General features: G+C 39.8%; 16 protein-coding genes and 2 pseudogenes. 2 read left to right on the forward strand and 16 right to left on the reverse strand.

Annotated elements, in window-relative coordinates; genetic code table 11:
- Positions 1-227 precede the first annotated feature (227 nt).
- The 8 genes and pseudogenes from DVW06_RS16195 to DVW06_RS16230 form a co-directional block, all read right to left on the reverse strand.
- A complete protein-coding gene (locus DVW06_RS16195; protein ID WP_002362847.1) occupies positions 228-1,037 on the reverse strand; it encodes a triose-phosphate isomerase family protein in 810 nt (269 codons plus the stop codon).
- A 73-nt stretch (positions 1,038-1,110) separates the two neighbouring features.
- Positions 1,111-1,758, reverse strand: coding sequence for a fructose-6-phosphate aldolase (fsa, locus tag DVW06_RS16200; protein ID WP_002380569.1), 648 nt, complete (start codon positions 1,756-1,758; stop codon positions 1,111-1,113).
- Positions 1,759-1,828: 70 nt separating this feature from the next.
- Positions 1,829-2,494, reverse strand: coding sequence for a bifunctional 4-hydroxy-2-oxoglutarate aldolase/2-dehydro-3-deoxy-phosphogluconate aldolase (locus tag DVW06_RS16205; RefSeq protein ID WP_002388302.1), 666 nt, complete (start codon positions 2,492-2,494; stop codon positions 1,829-1,831).
- Positions 2,494-3,594 carry a PTS fructose transporter subunit IIC gene (locus DVW06_RS16210; RefSeq protein ID WP_002362844.1) on the reverse strand — a complete coding sequence of 367 codons (1,101 nt, stop codon included), beginning with the start codon at positions 3,592-3,594 and terminating at the stop codon, positions 2,494-2,496. The genes DVW06_RS16205 and DVW06_RS16210 overlap by 1 nt, the downstream gene beginning before the upstream one ends.
- A 17-nt stretch (positions 3,595-3,611) precedes the next feature.
- On the reverse strand, positions 3,612-3,923 hold the full coding sequence (locus DVW06_RS16215; RefSeq protein ID WP_002362843.1) for a PTS fructose transporter subunit IIB: 312 nt from the start codon (positions 3,921-3,923) through the stop codon (positions 3,612-3,614).
- Position 3,924: 1 nt separating this feature from the next.
- Complete coding sequence (locus DVW06_RS16220; protein WP_002362842.1) at positions 3,925-4,377, reverse strand: PTS sugar transporter subunit IIA; 453 nt, start codon at positions 4,375-4,377, stop codon at positions 3,925-3,927.
- Complete coding sequence (locus DVW06_RS16225; protein WP_002362841.1) at positions 4,370-6,328, reverse strand: BglG family transcription antiterminator; 1,959 nt, start codon at positions 6,326-6,328, stop codon at positions 4,370-4,372. The genes DVW06_RS16220 and DVW06_RS16225 overlap by 8 nt, the downstream gene beginning before the upstream one ends.
- 279 nt (positions 6,329-6,607) lie before the next feature.
- Positions 6,608-6,796: pseudogene (locus tag DVW06_RS16230) on the reverse strand (family 1 glycosylhydrolase); the annotation flags it as partial.
- A 103-nt stretch (positions 6,797-6,899) separates the two neighbouring features.
- Between DVW06_RS16230 and DVW06_RS16235 the strand changes: the two are divergent.
- Together DVW06_RS16235 and DVW06_RS16240 are read left to right on the forward strand one after the other, a co-directional pair.
- Positions 6,900-7,628 (forward strand): annotated as a pseudogene (locus DVW06_RS16235) (transposase); the annotation flags it as partial.
- Between the two features lie 2 nt (positions 7,629-7,630).
- A complete protein-coding gene (locus DVW06_RS16240) occupies positions 7,631-7,963 on the forward strand; it encodes a DeoR/GlpR transcriptional regulator (RefSeq protein ID WP_002362835.1) in 333 nt (110 codons plus the stop codon).
- Positions 7,964-8,031: 68 nt separating this feature from the next.
- Here the strand turns inward: DVW06_RS16240 and DVW06_RS16245 are convergent, their stop codons facing one another.
- Genes DVW06_RS16245 through DVW06_RS16280 form a run of 8 tightly spaced genes read right to left on the reverse strand, consistent with a single transcriptional unit; the run spans position 8,032 to position 15,133 of the window.
- Positions 8,032-8,568, reverse strand: a complete 537-nt coding sequence (locus DVW06_RS16245; protein WP_002362834.1) for a histidine phosphatase family protein — start codon at positions 8,566-8,568, stop codon at positions 8,032-8,034.
- The gene (locus DVW06_RS16250) at positions 8,565-9,056 is read right to left on the reverse strand and encodes a hypothetical protein (protein ID WP_002362833.1); all 492 of its coding nucleotides are present in this window, start codon (positions 9,054-9,056) and stop codon (positions 8,565-8,567) included. Before DVW06_RS16250 ends, DVW06_RS16245 begins: the two co-directional genes overlap by 4 nt.
- A gap of 23 nt (positions 9,057-9,079) precedes the next feature.
- Positions 9,080-10,225, reverse strand: a complete 1,146-nt coding sequence (gene dgoD, locus DVW06_RS16255) for a galactonate dehydratase (protein WP_002362832.1) — start codon at positions 10,223-10,225, stop codon at positions 9,080-9,082.
- 14 nt (positions 10,226-10,239) lie between these two features.
- Positions 10,240-11,607: a PTS galactitol transporter subunit IIC gene (locus tag DVW06_RS16260; RefSeq protein WP_002388305.1), complete on the reverse strand. Its 1,368-nt coding sequence runs from the start codon at positions 11,605-11,607 to the stop codon at positions 10,240-10,242.
- 24 nt (positions 11,608-11,631) lie between these two features.
- Positions 11,632-11,910 carry a PTS sugar transporter subunit IIB gene (locus DVW06_RS16265; RefSeq protein WP_002362830.1) on the reverse strand — a complete coding sequence of 93 codons (279 nt, stop codon included), beginning with the start codon at positions 11,908-11,910 and terminating at the stop codon, positions 11,632-11,634.
- A gap of 47 nt (positions 11,911-11,957) precedes the next feature.
- Positions 11,958-12,416: a PTS sugar transporter subunit IIA gene (locus tag DVW06_RS16270; RefSeq protein WP_005469866.1), complete on the reverse strand. Its 459-nt coding sequence runs from the start codon at positions 12,414-12,416 to the stop codon at positions 11,958-11,960.
- Positions 12,417-12,462: 46 nt separating this feature from the next.
- Positions 12,463-13,080: a bifunctional 4-hydroxy-2-oxoglutarate aldolase/2-dehydro-3-deoxy-phosphogluconate aldolase gene (locus DVW06_RS16275; protein WP_002362827.1), complete on the reverse strand. Its 618-nt coding sequence runs from the start codon at positions 13,078-13,080 to the stop codon at positions 12,463-12,465.
- A gap of 10 nt (positions 13,081-13,090) precedes the next feature.
- Entirely contained in the window at positions 13,091-15,133 is a 2,043-nt protein-coding gene (locus tag DVW06_RS16280; protein WP_129187451.1) for a BglG family transcription antiterminator, read from the reverse strand.
- Positions 15,134-15,431 lie beyond the last annotated feature (298 nt).

The raw sequence follows: 15,431 nt of genomic DNA on the forward strand, positions 1-15,431 counted from the left end.
CTCTCTTCGGGTTTTCGGTCTGTACTGAAATCAAGGTATTATTGGGAATCCCAGCTTAAATCATAGATACCGTAAGGGATTTTATTCTTTATTTAAAACTTTGCAACAGAACCCTATACGTTTATAAATTGAGTTATTTTCAATAATATAACTCAATCCCTCGTGTTACATTTTGAAATTTTGAACAGTTCTATGATTTTCATAAATTAGTTTAAAACTCAAAATATTTAACATCTAATCTGCTCTACCACTTCAATCGTTTGCTGCAATCTTTCTGGGTCACTTCCAAAACGTCCCAACAAGACACCGTCTAAATCTGCTAAATCCAGCATAGTCTTGGTATTCTCTGGACTAACAGTTCCACCATAAACTACTCGAATATTATCCGCGTCCTTCCCAAATAGTTCAGTTAATGAATTCCTAATAATGGCAACCGCTCGACTGATATGAGGCGCACTGGCAGCTTTGGTTTTCCCAACGGCCCAAGCAGGTGTATACGCTATCACGATTTTCTTCAATTTATCGCGATCAATTTGATATAAAGCATTGAAAATTCGTAAAAATAATTCTTCTTTTAGTTCTTGTACATAATTCGGATTCTTGATTTCATCAATGACGTTATTCGCATCTTTTTCTTCAATCTCGCCAATACAAACAATCGGGGAAATGTCATATGCTAAAGCAAGCTTCACTTTTTTATTAATCGTCTCATCTGTCTCATTGTATAATTTTCTACGTTCCCAATGACCAAGTTCGACAAATTTCCCATGCATATCCACTAAGGATTGAATCGAAAATTCACCACTGAGTTCACCTTGATCGATCTCGGCCATATTTTGAGCACCGAAAGCAAATTGACTGCCTGTAAGAACTTTTGAAACTTGATGGATGGTACCCATTGATGGCAAAAGTACAACCTCAACTTTATGGTTTTCAGATTGATGGTTGAGAACATCAACAGCATACTCTTCTGCTTCAGAAATCAAGTTTTGCCTCATAGACCAATTCATAATTACGATGGGTTTTCTTTGTTCCATTTTGATCATCTCCATTGTTACTTCTATTTATTCTTACCTTAAAAATGACTATATAACTCACAGAAATCTGTAATTACCTATTGGAGAATGCCACCCAGTCTTTTTCAAACTGCTCGATACCCTTATCAGTTAACGGATGACTCCATAATTTCGGGAATAGATTACCAGGAATTGTCGCGATATCTGCACCTAGTTCAGCCACTTTCTCCACATGTTCAAGTCCTCGAACACTCGCGGAAATAATTTCTGCTTTGTATCCATAGTTATCTAGTACTTTTCTCAAGTTTTTAATTAAAGCCATACTGTCAGTTCCAATATCATCTAAACGACCTAAAAATGGGCTGATATAAGTAGCGCCAGCTTTTGCGGCCATCAAACCTTGAGCTACGGTAAAGACTAACGTTACATTGGTTTTGATTCCTTTTTTAGATAGAGTGTTTACTGCTTTCAATCCTTGTTCTGTCATCGGGATCTTGACGACAACATTACGTGCCCACTTTGCAAGCACTTCTGCTTCGGCGATCATTTCTTCAGCTTGCGATCCTGTTACTTCCGCACTTACAGGCCCATCGACGAGAGAACAAATTTCTTTGATGACCTCTTCAAAATCTCGTCCTTCTTTAGCAATAATTGTTGGATTCGTCGTTACTCCATCAACTAAACCCAACTCATTGATTCGTTTGATTTCATCTACATTTGCCGTATCTAAGAAAAATTTCATTATTAACCTCTTTCCGCGATTTTCTTTCAGCGTTCATTTTTTTAAGACACTATCCCCTTTGTCAATAGGGCTAGTTTGAGACATTATTTTCTCTTACAATGCTCATCATTTCCAAGGCATGTTTGGTAATCGTCGCAAAATCACCTGTATCAATCAAACGTTTATCCGTTAAATAGCCGCTAATCCCAGCACCGCTGAAACCTAGATCAAGATAGTCTTGCAAGTTATCAGGTGTGACTCCTGCTGTTGCGACTAGTTTAATATGATTGATTGGCCCAAGAATGTCCTTGATATATCCTATCCCCAAAGCTCTAACAGGGAACACCTTGACAAAATCTGCACCCGCTTCATTCGCTGAGATTATCTCGCTTGGTGTTAGCGCCCCAGGCATCGAGACCATATCTAATTCTTTTGTTCGTTTGATAACACTTGAATTCGTATTAGGCGAGATAATATATTCTGCTCCTGCTTGGTGAGCGGCTTCAACTTGTTCAATGGACAGAACAGTACCCGCTCCAATTTTAACTTCATTTCCAAACTCCTTAACCAGCGAGGCGATGGCCTTTGGAGTCTTAGTCAAACATTCAGGATCTCCTTGATCAAAAGTAACTTCTACAAGCTTTACTCCACCATCGTTTAGCGCGGACACCAAGTTAATAAGCTTTTCCCCATAAGTTCCTCGACAAATTGCAATTACTTTATTCTTTTCGATGAAATCGTTCATTTCTAGTTTCATTAGGCTTTCTCCTTTGTTAAATCCGCCACTTGACTCTTATTTTTCTTTTTTGCTGGTGTTTCTTCTAAAGCCGGCTTTAAAAAGCCAAGTATCAACGCTGTCACTAATGATCCAATTATAATTGCAGCAATAAACCATAGTTTATTGTCAACAACCGGTAATACAACAAATCCACCATGAGGAACATAGCATTTCACATTCCCAATCGCTCCAATTACACATCCTACCGCTGTCCCAATCATTGTTGAAGGCAAGATTCGTTTCATATCACTAACTACGAAGGGAATGGCTCCTTCAGTAATTCCAATACATCCCATGATTCCAGCAGCAACCGCCGCATCCCGATCACCTTCAGTAAATTTCTTTTTAAAGAATAATGTCGCTAAAAAGATCCCAATAGGTGGAATAGCCACGGCGATTCTAAACATACCGTTCGGTTCATAAATACCTTCATTCATAAGTGCAAGTGTAAACATCGAAACTGATTTGGTGATTGGTCCTCCCATGTCGACTTCTCCGAACAATCCAATAAATACTGCCAATAAAATGGCACTGCTACCGTTTAGACTGCTCATGATACTAGTTAATCCGTTCATCAAAAATGCCAATGGTGTGGCAACAACATAGATGTAAATCAAACCTAGAATAAAAACCGAAATGGTTGGTATGATCAGAATCGGTAAAATGGTTTTAATCGTTTTGCTAACTTTCCATTTTTTCATCCATTTGACCAAATATCCTGCAGCAACACCTAGAAGCATCGCCCCTAAAAATCCTGACTTTACTTCCACATCATTTACAGTAACAGGATTATTAGCAAGGAACCCTAGAATCATCCCTGGCGCCAAACCAGGCTTACCCGCAATTGAATATGCGATATAGCCGCCCAAAATAGGAATCATCATTGCAAAAGCTGCTTTACCTAAAAGGTTAATGTTCTGCATTAATTCGTTAGTAACAACAACTCCTGTATCGCTTTTTTCTCCAGTAGCAAGTGAGATGGCCAACATGATACCACCAGCAACTACTGCAGGCATCATGAAAGAAACCCCACTTAAAAATGATTTTTGAACTTCCTTTAAAGTAGCTTTGATATTCATTTTATCCTCCTTTATTTTTACCCATTTACTAACTTCTCAGCAGCATCCAATACTTTCGCAGGATACGAAATAGCATCATTGACATCAGCATTTAAAACTAATTTATCTTCAAAACGTTCTTCATTCTCAATAAAGACAGATACCGCCAAAATGACTACATCTGCTTCTTCAGCTTCTTCCTCAGTAACCTCATTCTCGATCCCGATGCTGCCTTGAGTTTCAATTTTGATTTCATGTCCTCTCTTTTTTCCTTCTTTTTCCAATGCTTCTTGAGCCATGTATGTGTGGGCTACTCCTGTAGGACATGCCGATACTCCAACGATTTTCATATTAAATTCCTCCTATTTTCTTTTCTACTTGATATAGTGAATCTAAAATTGACTCTTTGCTCCCAGTTAATAAATCATTTCTAAAACCTTCATCTAAAAGCTTTTTGCTGATTTCAGCGAGTACTTTCAAATGAAAAGTCGTTTTATTCTCTTCTGGTATTCCTAGCATAAACACCAATTCAACTGTATTACCATTTGTATCCCATTGAATTGGTTGGTTCGTTCTAAGAAAACAGATAAAAGGATTGATTACTTCTTTTGATTTCCCATGAGGGATACTTACGTCATAGCCGATCGCTGTAGAAAATTCTTCTTCTCTTTTGTTTACAGCTTTAATATAATTTGCGCTATTTTTTAAATAGCCGAACTCTTTTGCCTTTTCTGATAAATAATGAATGATGGATTTCTTATTTGTTAACGCCGAATCCAAAACGATTAAACCTTCATCAATCAATTGTTTGACCTCCTAATACTTTCACTATTTCTTCTTCATCTTTGCTAAAGATAAAACGATCGATATTTTTCTTCGTCTCAACGATCCGATAGATTTCTGATAATATTCCTTTAATATGCTTTAAATCCTTTTCTGCAACACAGATCATTAAAACAGTGTTGATCATTCGAAAATTCCAACGTATTGGTTTTACTAATGTCATAATTACTAATTTGCTTTCCTTAACTGTTGATGGTGAAGGATGTGGAATCGCCGCCCCAATTGGAAGATCTGTCACCCCTAGCTTCTCTCTATCCCAAATTGCCTGTTCGAACGAATCCGTAACGAAATCATTTTGCAAAAGCTTTTGAGTGATCCTTTTGATGCATTGTTCTTTAGTAGCAACTGTTTCGTTCAAAAAAATCAAATCTGAATCGATTATTTTTCCTAAGTGCTCAAACGGTTGATCGTTTACTTCTTCCTCATAAAATAAATCTAGATAAGTCGCGGAAACTTTTTTTAGATCTTGTTTACTCATTAGCGGGGAAACATACGTTACAGGAACATCAATTTTTTCTAATTGTACTGAAGAGATCACCAAATCAATTTTATTCAAATCTCTTTTATAGAGTGTTCGTAATGAGACAACTTCAACTATATCCTGTGGAGAGAATACCCTTTTTAAACGATTGGCAATCAGCTCTGATGTTCCGATTCCAGTAGGACAAACAATTAATATCTTACGATTTGCCGACAACCGATCGATGGCCCCTTGAAAATGGATCATCATGAACGCGACCTCATCATCGGTTAAGCGAATATCTAATTCCTTTTCAATCCCGGCCAATATTAGCCAAGTTGTACTGTATAACACAGAATACTCTCGCTTTATTTCCTCCAAAAGCGGATTACTGACAGGAACGTTCAATTTAGAACGATATATCATGGACACCAAGTGATAAAGAATGTTCATGTAGAGTTTTTCATCTCTGGTTAAGTCAACCTGAATTGAATCACTCATCTTCTGAATCATCTTTCTTACCACAGCATCGTATTCCTTCTGAATTGCTAAATCTCTCAAACGCGGTTCGAAGCCATGAGCCACTAATTGTCGATTGAAGTATTCAAAATCGTTTGAATCTAGCTTGATACTGTTATCCAGTTCAAGATTCTCTACTAATTCATTTGCTAAAAAGAAAGTTTTAAGCGACTCCACATTTTCAAATAAAAAATTATCTTGATATTCAATATGAAAACCTTCCTGCAAACGAAGAACAAATATACTGATTGACAATACTAATGATTGAAAATGATCATCAGACAATTTATCGATATTAAAGTGATCATTTGTTTGCAGAAGTCCAGAAACTTTTTTGATGATGTCCTTAGGTAAAAAGCTGAATAATAAGCTGGGAAATTGAACTCTATAGCTATTGGTTAAGTCTGATTTATCAATGATAAAGTAAGCATATTGTTTAATTGCCTTTTGTATCTCAGACTCATTTCCGTTTACCTTTGTTCCATTATTATCAGAACGAATCGTGACCGAACTTCCTTCAATAACAGTCTGTATTTGATCTAAGTCATTTGAGATCGAGGTTCTGCTGACGAGAAACTCATCAGATAATAGTTGGTAAGACACCTTTTTGTTTCTCAATAATAAATATTCCGCCATTTTGATTTGCCGCTCGAGTGGAAGCTGATTGAAGTCTATTTGAGTTGAAGCTTCACCAAAAATTTTTAATATTTCATCATTTGACAAATCAGACTTACTTAGAAAAATACCTTTACCTTGCCGTTTCAAGATTTCAATTTTCCTTTTTTTTAATGCCTTATTCAGTTCATCAATGTCTTTATACAATGTACGATCGGAGATAGATAAAATCTTGGAGAAATGATTTACCGGTAAAAAATCTTTTTGCTCCAAAAGCAATCTCAATAATTTATGTTGACGCTTGCTTATTTCATGCATGATTTTTCTCCTTTCTAGGGAGCGCTTCCCTGTATCTGTAATTTATCATTTTATTCTACATTTGGATATCACATCTCGTTTCAAGATGGTTCCTGAAGTTTTCTAAACATATTGAAAATATAGGATCATAAAACCAATTTCATACAGTAAGCAATTTTTTTATCAAATAAGAAATTCTTTTAATGTCTGTCTCTTCAAATCCTCTATACAAAGAGAAACAGATTGCCCTTATCTGTTTGACAAAATAAGAGCAATCCGTTTCTACTAAATGTTTAAGAATTAATACGATAAATCTTCCCCATTAGTTGCAATAACCTTTTTATACCAGTCAAATGATGCTTTCTTGATTCTCTTCTTCGTTCCCTTACCTTCATTATCCATATCTGTATATACGAACCCGTAGCGTTTTGTCATTTCCCCGGTTGCTAAAGAGACCAGATCAATTGGCGCTCATGGTGTATACCCCATTACAGGAATCTTGTCTAAATTAATTGCATTGCTTATTTGTGTGATGTGGTCGGGGGTGCGGACATAATCCTGGACTAAAAATGAACTTAGGAGGAATATCCGTATGTTTTCCCACGAAGAACGTGTAAAAGCAATTCAGTTATTTTTAAAATATGATTGCTCCTACGCCGCTACCATTCGGAAATTAGGTTATCCGTCCGTTGGAGCACTACGTCAATGGTATAAAGAATATTTGGTATCTGGAGAGCTCCATCAGGAACTCCGGAAGAAGTCAAAGTATTCTGAAGAACAAAAAAGAGTCGCTGTGAATCATTATTTTGAATATGGTCAATGTTATGCACGAACCATTCGAATGCTTGGTTACCCAAATAAAGGCTCCTTACGACAATGGTGTGAAGAACTCGCACCAGGTGCTAGAAAACTTCGAAAAAGTGCGGTAAAGTTAACCAAAGATCAAAAAGAAGACGTGTTGAAAAAGTTCTATAAACCTCAAACCAACAGAAAAGGCTTAGCTGAAGCTGAAGGAATCAGTAGGGTTGCTCTATATCAATGGAAGGCCACTTATCTTGGAAAGGATTTCCCTCTGCCCATGACTTCAAAAAATCAAGGAAAACAAAAAGAATTACTTTTAAAGGAAGTAGAAGAGTTACAAGAACAAGTACACCAATTGCAGCTTGAGAAAGCATTACTCGAAGGAGCAGCTGAACTACTAAAAAAAGGAAAAGGCATCAATCTACTTCGTCTATCAAATCAAGAAAAGACTCTATTGATTGATGCCTTACGAAATCAATTCAACTTGAAAGATCTTCTTCAACAGCTCCAGTTGTCTAAGATTTGATACTAACACCAAACTCTCTAACAGAACAATTTGTCTATGATTTTTCTTTCTTTTCTTGTCGTGGAATCGACCTAGACGGGGTTTATGAAGCTAGCTTGGGACAAGCTAAAATCAAACAACAAATAATGAGACGGTCAAAACATTCTATTTTACTAGTTGATGAACACAAATTTGACTCGCCTCACTTTTACAAAATTGCTGATTTCGCTGATTCTCACTCAGTAATAACAAATACTTTACCGACAGAAGATTATCAAAAGAGAATCGATGATGGAATCACTGATTTTATTTGGTTGAACCCGAAACTTAGGAGCCAACCAAATGAATAGTAATTGAGCCTCATAAAAAAAGGCGATCCACCTCAGATGGATTGCCTTTTTAATATAAATATCATTAATTAATATCGTTTCCTTTCGTACCTCAACAGCTGAGTATTGTCCACATTGAATTTCAAGAAGTCAATCATCGTCTTCCCATGAAAATAATTGTCAATCACCCGAATCAAGGCATTGTGACACACCAACAAAACATCTTCGTCACTTTGTTCCAACTCTGCCAGCAAAGGATACACCCGACCGGCAACATCCATGATGGATTCGCCGTCTGGTAATGGTAGCGAGAATTCCACACGAACCTTTTGGAATTCCGGTGTTTCAATTGGTAAGCCATCATACTGTCCAAAATCCATCTCAATTAGGCGCGGTTCCACCTCAATGGGTACCGACACTTTTTCATTAATGATTCGGGCCGTTTCCTGGGCCCGCCTCAATGGTGAGACATAGATTTTAGTGATTGGCTGCTCCAAGTCGCTGACCAATTGAGCCAATTCCTCTGCTTGAGCATAACCGACTTCCGTCAGCTCAATATCCGCATGACCGCAAATTTTGCCGTCCACATTATATTGGGTCTGACCATGACGTGCTACGTAAATCATCGGGCACTCCCCTTTGCAAGCGGACGTTTCTCATCCGCCATTTCACCCAGAACCAGCTCTGAATCAGTGGCCAATTGTTGTAAAGCCGCCACCATCTCAGCTTGCGATTTGCCAAAGACCAGGGAGAAAGAATTATTCTTACTCTTGTAGAAGGAAACAAAAGAGTTGCCACCAGCTAATTCTTCAATTTGAATTTGGGGGTAGCGGGCAAACTCGCCGTTCAAGACACCTAGTTTAACGACTCCTTCTTGTGACAAGCCTTCTTTTAAGAAACCATTGATCAGGATAATAGCGGCAAAAGCCCCCAGTTTGATTTGATCCGCCAGATTACTTGGCCAAAAGATTACAAGTATCGCTACCGTCAATGCGATACTCAAACCCATACGAATCCAGCTGGTTTGAGCCGCCACGATAATTTTCTTTTGATCTTTTACTTGTAAGACGACCAACAATCCTAAAAAGCCTGCAATCACTAGTGCTTCTGCCATTTTCTATCATCCTTTACTTATTTTTACCACTCGGCGATGGTGCCGTCGTAGTTTTTCCATTGTGGGTTGGTCCAAACCAAACCTTCTTGAGAAATTTCCTTAATGCGGTCTTCATCCATTTCCAAACCAAGGCCTGGTTTAGAAGGTAGGTCAACATAGCCGTCTTTGTATTGGAAAACTTCTTTGTTTTTGACAAAATCCAACAAATCAAAGCCTTTATTGTAGTGGATACCCAAGCTTTGTTCTTGGATAAAGACATTTGGTGTACATGAGTCCACTTGCAAGGTAGCTGCTAATGCAACTGGTCCGTATGGTGCATGTGGTGCCACGGCCATATCATGAGCTTCAGCCATAGCCGCAATTTTGCGGGTTTCTAAAATTCCGCCGCAAAGGGCTACGTCTGGTTGGATAATATCGATGGCGCCTTGTTTGAAGATATTTTTAAACTGCCAGCGAGTGTACAAACGTTCGCCGGTTGCTAAAGGGACAGCAACTGCATCGGCAACTTCTTTGTAATGCTCTTCATTTTCCGGCAAGACAACTTCTTCCAAAAACATTGGGTGGAATGGCTCCAGGGCCTTCGCTAGAACTTTAGCCATTGGTTTATGCACCCGACCGTGGAAATCCACACCGATATCCATCGCGTCACCAAAACGTTCCCGAATGGATGCCACCCGTTCGACAACTTCATCCACTTTTTTGTAAGAGTCGATATAGTGCAATTCTTCGGTAGCATTCATTTTAACGGCAGTAAAGCCACGATCAAAACGGTCTTGCGCTTGTTCAGCGACTTCACTTGGCCGGTCGCCACCAATCCACGAATAAACTTTAATGTTATCCCGGGCGGCTCCGCCTAATAATTCATAGACAGGGACGTTAAAGGCTTTTCCTTTGATATCCCACAGCGCCATTTCCAATCCGGAAACAATCGTCCCATTGATGGGGCCACCACGGAAGAAGGAGCGATGCATTTCTTGGAATAAGCGTTCAATTTCAAATGGATTACGCCCAATCAAACGATTACCGATCTCATAAGCACCCGCAACAACTGTTTCAGTCTTGGTTCCGGAGATCATTTCCCCCCAGCCGTCAATGCCTTCATCGGTGGAAATCTTCACGAAGATCCATCTTGGTTTTACTTTGTATACTGTAATATCTGAAATTTTCAATTTAAACCCTCCAATTATTGTGCTTCTACTGGTTCATTCATTTCTCGGTTCACTTTTTTCACACCGTCAAAGTAGTACCATACACCTGCCAATACCAACAATAAGACCGGAATCCCGATGATTGGTTTGTAGGCAAAGGCGATGAATACCAAATAACTTTGGATCATGGAAGTTGCCGCAAATGATGAGATCAACATTGATGAAGTACCCAAGTCGATACCCACTGATTTAGCAATTGCTGTCAACATTGGGGATGTTGCAGAACCACACCATAGCAATGAAGCAGTAATGACTAAACCGATCACGATGTTTTTCAACAAATTCCCGCGAGTCAAGGCAACCACCATCGCTACCCGGAAAGGCACAACGGCCAAATCGGCAAATGGTAAAACGCGGTTTCCTGGCAAGACTAAGGCCATGGCGATTGTTAAAGGAATAATGATCAATGCTGTTGTAATAACATCTGGATTCCCAACGACAACCGCTGCATCCAATCCGATAAATAAACGTGTTCCTTTGAATTTTTCTTGGGACCATTTTTGAGCTGCATCAGAAATTGGCATCAGACCTTCCATGAACAATGAGGTCATTTTAGGAATCAAAACCAAAACGGCGGACATGCTGACACCTAATTGCAAGACGGCCTTGATATCGTAACCGGCCAAAGCACCAATCACCATCCCAATAACCAGCCCCATGATCATTGAGTCACCGAAGAACCCAAGATATTTTTGTGCATCCTTGATCGTGAATTTCGATTTGCGGAATAATGGAATACGATCCAGTAACCAGTTCAACGGCCAAGCAATCACTAAGGAAGACAAGGCGGACACAGTTGGCAAGGAAACGCCCGGAATTCCAAAGAAGCTTTCCACCATCGGTTGTGACCAGTCGGAGATTTTAAAGGTAACGATTGCCATCACAACAGAGGCACCAACACCTAAAAACACATTTTTGGTAACAAAGTAGACCATCACCCCAACGATGGCCATGTGATGGTAATTCCAAATATCCACGTCCAACGTATGGGTACGTTTCAAAACCAATAAAACGATATTAACCAGTAAGATGGCGAAAATCAGGATTGGAATGATGGGTGATGCCCACGTAACTGCGGCGATTGAACCCCAACCGACATCCAACGCATCCAGCTTAACACCGGTCCGTTCAACCATAGCCTTCGCAGCCGGGCCGACGTTAGTGGTCATAAAGTCCAAAATCAATTTGATTCCGGCAAAACCAATACCCAACGTCAAACCTGATTTAAATGCACGGGTAATCTTTAAACCAAAGATCAACCCGATGATGGTAATGATGACTGGCAACATAACTGTCGGTCCAGCATCGATAAAGAAGTTAAAGACATTCATAATGATTTTCATTTTTTCAGCTCCTTTAATCCGCTATTATTTCAATAAGTTCAAGATTTCTTCCATCGTTTTGTCAGCACCGATTCCTGTCAGGATAGGCATGCCTTTTACCACTGGCACATTGCCGGTTTGACCATCGAATTGACCGGTTGTCACCAACAAATCATACCCTTCGACTTTGCCGGGCACTTCCATTAGTTTGGTTTGGGTAGTTGCCACTTCAACTCCGTGTTCTTGCAAGTATTCTTTAACCTTTGTTGCTACCACTGTTGATGTTGCAATACCGTTTCCACATGCGACTAAAATTCTTTTCATGATAATTTCCTCCGATTGCGAGCTTTCCACTCGTGATTTTTTATTTTTTAAAAAACGGCTTTCTTTAATAAAGCCAATAATTCTGTATCATTGCGGGCGTCAATCATTTCCTGACGCAATGGTTCATCTTGGATGATGCCGACTATTTTTTGCAACATTTCCACTTGCCCATGGGGCTCACCAATTGCCATCATAATCACGATCTGAATTGGTAATTGAGCTTTATTGTCTTCCATATTATGGAAAAGTACCGGCTCTTTTAGCGTGGCAATCGCCAAAGTCGTTTTATTGACCATTTCATAATTTGCGTGGGGAATAGCAATTCCCGGGGGCGTTGATGGCAATCCCGTTGGGTATTCTTTTTCCCGATCTTGGATTGCTTGGATGTACTCCTCTTTGACATACCCTTTTTGATAAAGTTCACCTGCCAGATAGGCCAAAACTTCACTATCTGTTGAAGCTTCGACGTTTCGGAAGACAAGTTCCTCATTCAGATAAAGTTCCATACTTTCCACTCCTTGTTCATATTTCACCTGTATATCGCCCATAATATTAAATCGCTGCCAGCAATTCTTTCATTGATTGGGCAAGATTCTTAACATTCAATTCTTCGATATCCTGCTTATTGAACATCCCGGAACCCAGGCCTAAATAACTGGCGCCGTTTTCAAAAAATTCTTTGGCGTTTTCTTTACTGATGCCACCGACACCCATCAAGGGCAATTTGCCAAGAGGCGCTTGGATATCTTTGAAAAATCTCGGTGTAACTACTGCTGCTGGAAAAACTTTGACGATGTCCGCCCCTTGGGCAAACATTTGATTGACCTCTGACGGTGTCATCGCAGCCGGTACTGCCAATACACCTTTTTCATTGGCGTAGGCCAACATTTCCTCAGTAAACATGTGCGGGCCTAATAAGAATTTGGCACCAGCTTCGTAACAAGCTTTTGCCTGTTCTAAGGTTCTAACGGTGCCGGCTCCGATGTAGGTCGTATCCCCGTAGCGTTTATTCAACTCACGGATATGATCGATGGCTCCTTCAGTATTCATGGTCATTTCCACTGCAAATTGATGATCAAATTCCTGCATTGCTTGTAAAATCGCATCTGCTTGATCAAACGTGTAGCCCCGCATAATTACGGTAAATCTTGGATAATCAGCTAATTTCATTTTTTCCTCCTTAAGAACTTTGTCTTAATAATTGATAGATGGTTTTTTCATCTGCTGAAGCCACCAACTGATCAATCAAAGAATCATCTTTGGCGATATCGGCGATCTGATTGATAGCTCGTAAATGCTTGGTTAAATCAAAGAAGGATAATGGCAAAATCAAACTGATGGCCTCCCCATTCGGAAAAATCACCGGTTTTTGACAAACCATAATGCTGATACCGTCATTAATGACCCCTTTATCAACAGTGGTATGCGGGATGCAGGTTCGCATCCCCAGATAACCGGCGTAACCGGGTTGTTTGATTTGATTCACGCAATCATTAATAAAGCGTGAATCGATGATCTGATGATCCAATAATGGTTGACATGCCAGACTGACTGCCTCTTCCCAAGTCATCTCCTGATCGATTACTTGCACATAATTTGGACGCAGGTAGTGAGTCAAAGAAGGTAAGACTTGGAAATTATCCAATGGAGTACTTTCATCTTGTTTCACCAAGAAGTATTGCAACTCTTCCCGCAGAGACGCTTGATCGTTGACCGTCGCATATTTTTTGACGATTTTCAACAATTCATCCAGCGCGCGATCCACCTTAGTGATGCCCAAGTCACTTAAGACTCGGTAGCGCAAACTGATTTGTTCCTGATAAGTCATGATGGGATCAATAATGAACTGCATCATGGCGCTGTTTAAAGGTGTTGTAGTAAAAACCAAGTCGTAATCGACTTCAAACTTGTAAAAGTCTCGCACCGATAAGGAAGCCAAAAAATGAATTTCGGGAAAAAGTTTTTCCATATTGGCCCGTACTAACTTGGAAACCATAACGCCGTTGGTACAAACCACCACTGCTCGTGGCCGCTGTTTGTTCAGCTTGTTATGACTGCTTAACTGGTAGCCGAAATAATAAGACAACAAATCCAATTCGTCGTTCGGAAAGGCTTTGTTCAGCCAATTCTCGATGGGAATAATCAATTCTTTCATCAAGTCGATCAAGATTGCATGGTTGCTGTCTTTGATCAGGCTATCGACAGAATAGACCCCCAAACTCAAGTTAAAGCGGATCCGGAAACAGGCCGGTCGTAAATGACTTAATATCCGACGTTCAAAGTCTTCGCGATCATCGATCATAATCAAGGTTTGGTTTTGGAAATTTTCCACCATTTGACTGATCAATTTACGTAAATCTTGATCTGAATCGTAGTTCTGGGTGGTCTTACTTTCAAAAATATTGGAAGTCAAAAATAAGAGCGTGAACCATTCCAGGTAACTCTTGGATAAGTTCCAAGCCGTCTCGCCGACTAAAATCGTCAACATCCGGTATTCCGGTGTATTACTGACCTCACCGGGAAAGAAATCCGGTTTAGTGGATACTTTGATGCCCCGGCCGACTAAAAAACGGGCCGCCGTTTGCAGGTAATCCACCGACTCATCGGAATAACTAAGGTGTAACATTTGTTCCATATTGTGAACCAGATGGACAATTTCTTCTTCCGTCACGCCATGAACCAACTTGCCTCGGATGGTTTCCCGACGGAAAATCGGGCACTGCTTCACCAAATCAGATAACAGTTGCAAGATTCGGTGTTCCGATCCAGCCAATTGATACCCGTTAATCCGGTCGTATTGAATTGTCAAACTGTAGTTTCTTAGTAGGGCGTCGGTTCGTTTGATATCATCCATGATGGTAGTTTTGCTGACTTCTACTATATCCAACAAATGATCCAGACTAACATATTCGATATTGGTGATCAAAGTCATCACTATCAGCGCCCCACGTTCTCCCTCCGTCAATGCCAACGTTGCTTGTTCGTCCACCGTTTCCTGATCCAACTGGGACATCATTTGGATCACTTCAATCGGTACTGTAATATCACCGGAGTGACTACGCTGGATCGTTGGGATATTTTTCATCTCCAAGTCTTCATTGAATTGGTTGATGGCATAGTTGATTTGACGACGTGTCAAATCGAGTTCACTTGTCAAAGCGGAAAGTTTCATTTCAGGGTTTTTAATAATCATTTTGAGTATTTCACGAATTCGTTTGTTCATTTGACTATCCTCCTGACAAAATCATTATATATTCACGCAAGCGCTTTTTGACGACGCTTTCATCACGATATTTGTCACACTCACTTTTTTAGTTTGTCACACCGGTGTGACACAGATAGCATAATCGGCGTTATATCAAGTGTACCATGGCGTGACAATTATTTGTTACACCAGAAAATTAGCGCAAAGGTTCTGTTGCAAAGTTTTAAATCTACTATCAGATAAGGTAGAATAATAGAAAAAGATAGCAGGAGGAATGACGATGAGTCATTTTAAAGGAAAGCAATTTCAGCAGGAT

It is taken from the genome of Enterococcus sp. ARL09-542 (assembly GCF_005234805.1).
Taxonomy (GTDB): Bacteria; Bacillota; Bacilli; order Lactobacillales; family Enterococcaceae; genus Enterococcus_D; species Enterococcus_D gallinarum.

What these genes read in the sequence shown, in the direction of transcription:
- DVW06_RS16195 (WP_002362847.1), bottom strand. Translation starts at nt 1,037, where the DNA reads ATGGAACAAAGAAAACCCATCGTAATTATGAATTGGTCTATGAGGCAA.
- fsa (WP_002380569.1), bottom strand. Translation starts at nt 1,758, where the DNA reads ATGAAATTTTTCTTAGATACGGCAAATGTAGATGAAATCAAACGAATC.
- DVW06_RS16205 (WP_002388302.1), bottom strand. Translation starts at nt 2,494, where the DNA reads ATGAAACTAGAAATGAACGATTTCATCGAAAAGAATAAAGTAATTGCA.
- DVW06_RS16210 (WP_002362844.1), bottom strand. Translation starts at nt 3,594, where the DNA reads ATGAATATCAAAGCTACTTTAAAGGAAGTTCAAAAATCATTTTTAAGT.
- DVW06_RS16215 (WP_002362843.1), bottom strand. Translation starts at nt 3,923, where the DNA reads ATGAAAATCGTTGGAGTATCGGCATGTCCTACAGGAGTAGCCCACACA.
- DVW06_RS16225 (WP_002362841.1), bottom strand. Translation starts at nt 6,328, where the DNA reads ATGCATGAAATAAGCAAGCGTCAACATAAATTATTGAGATTGCTTTTG.
- DVW06_RS16245 (WP_002362834.1), bottom strand. Translation starts at nt 8,568, where the DNA reads ATGATTTACGTAGCACGTCATGGTCAGACCCAATATAATGTGGACGGC.
- DVW06_RS16250 (WP_002362833.1), bottom strand. Translation starts at nt 9,056, where the DNA reads ATGGCAGAAGCACTAGTGATTGCAGGCTTTTTAGGATTGTTGGTCGTC.
- DVW06_RS16260 (WP_002388305.1), bottom strand. Translation starts at nt 11,607, where the DNA reads ATGAAAATCATTATGAATGTCTTTAACTTCTTTATCGATGCTGGACCG.
- DVW06_RS16265 (WP_002362830.1), bottom strand. Translation starts at nt 11,910, where the DNA reads ATGAAAAGAATTTTAGTCGCATGTGGAAACGGTATTGCAACATCAACA.
- DVW06_RS16270 (WP_005469866.1), bottom strand. Translation starts at nt 12,416, where the DNA reads ATGGAACTTTATCTGAATGAGGAACTTGTCTTCCGAAACGTCGAAGCT.
- DVW06_RS16275 (WP_002362827.1), bottom strand. Translation starts at nt 13,080, where the DNA reads ATGAAATTAGCTGATTATCCAAGATTTACCGTAATTATGCGGGGCTAC.
- DVW06_RS16280 (WP_129187451.1), bottom strand. Translation starts at nt 15,133, where the DNA reads ATGAACAAACGAATTCGTGAAATACTCAAAATGATTATTAAAAACCCT.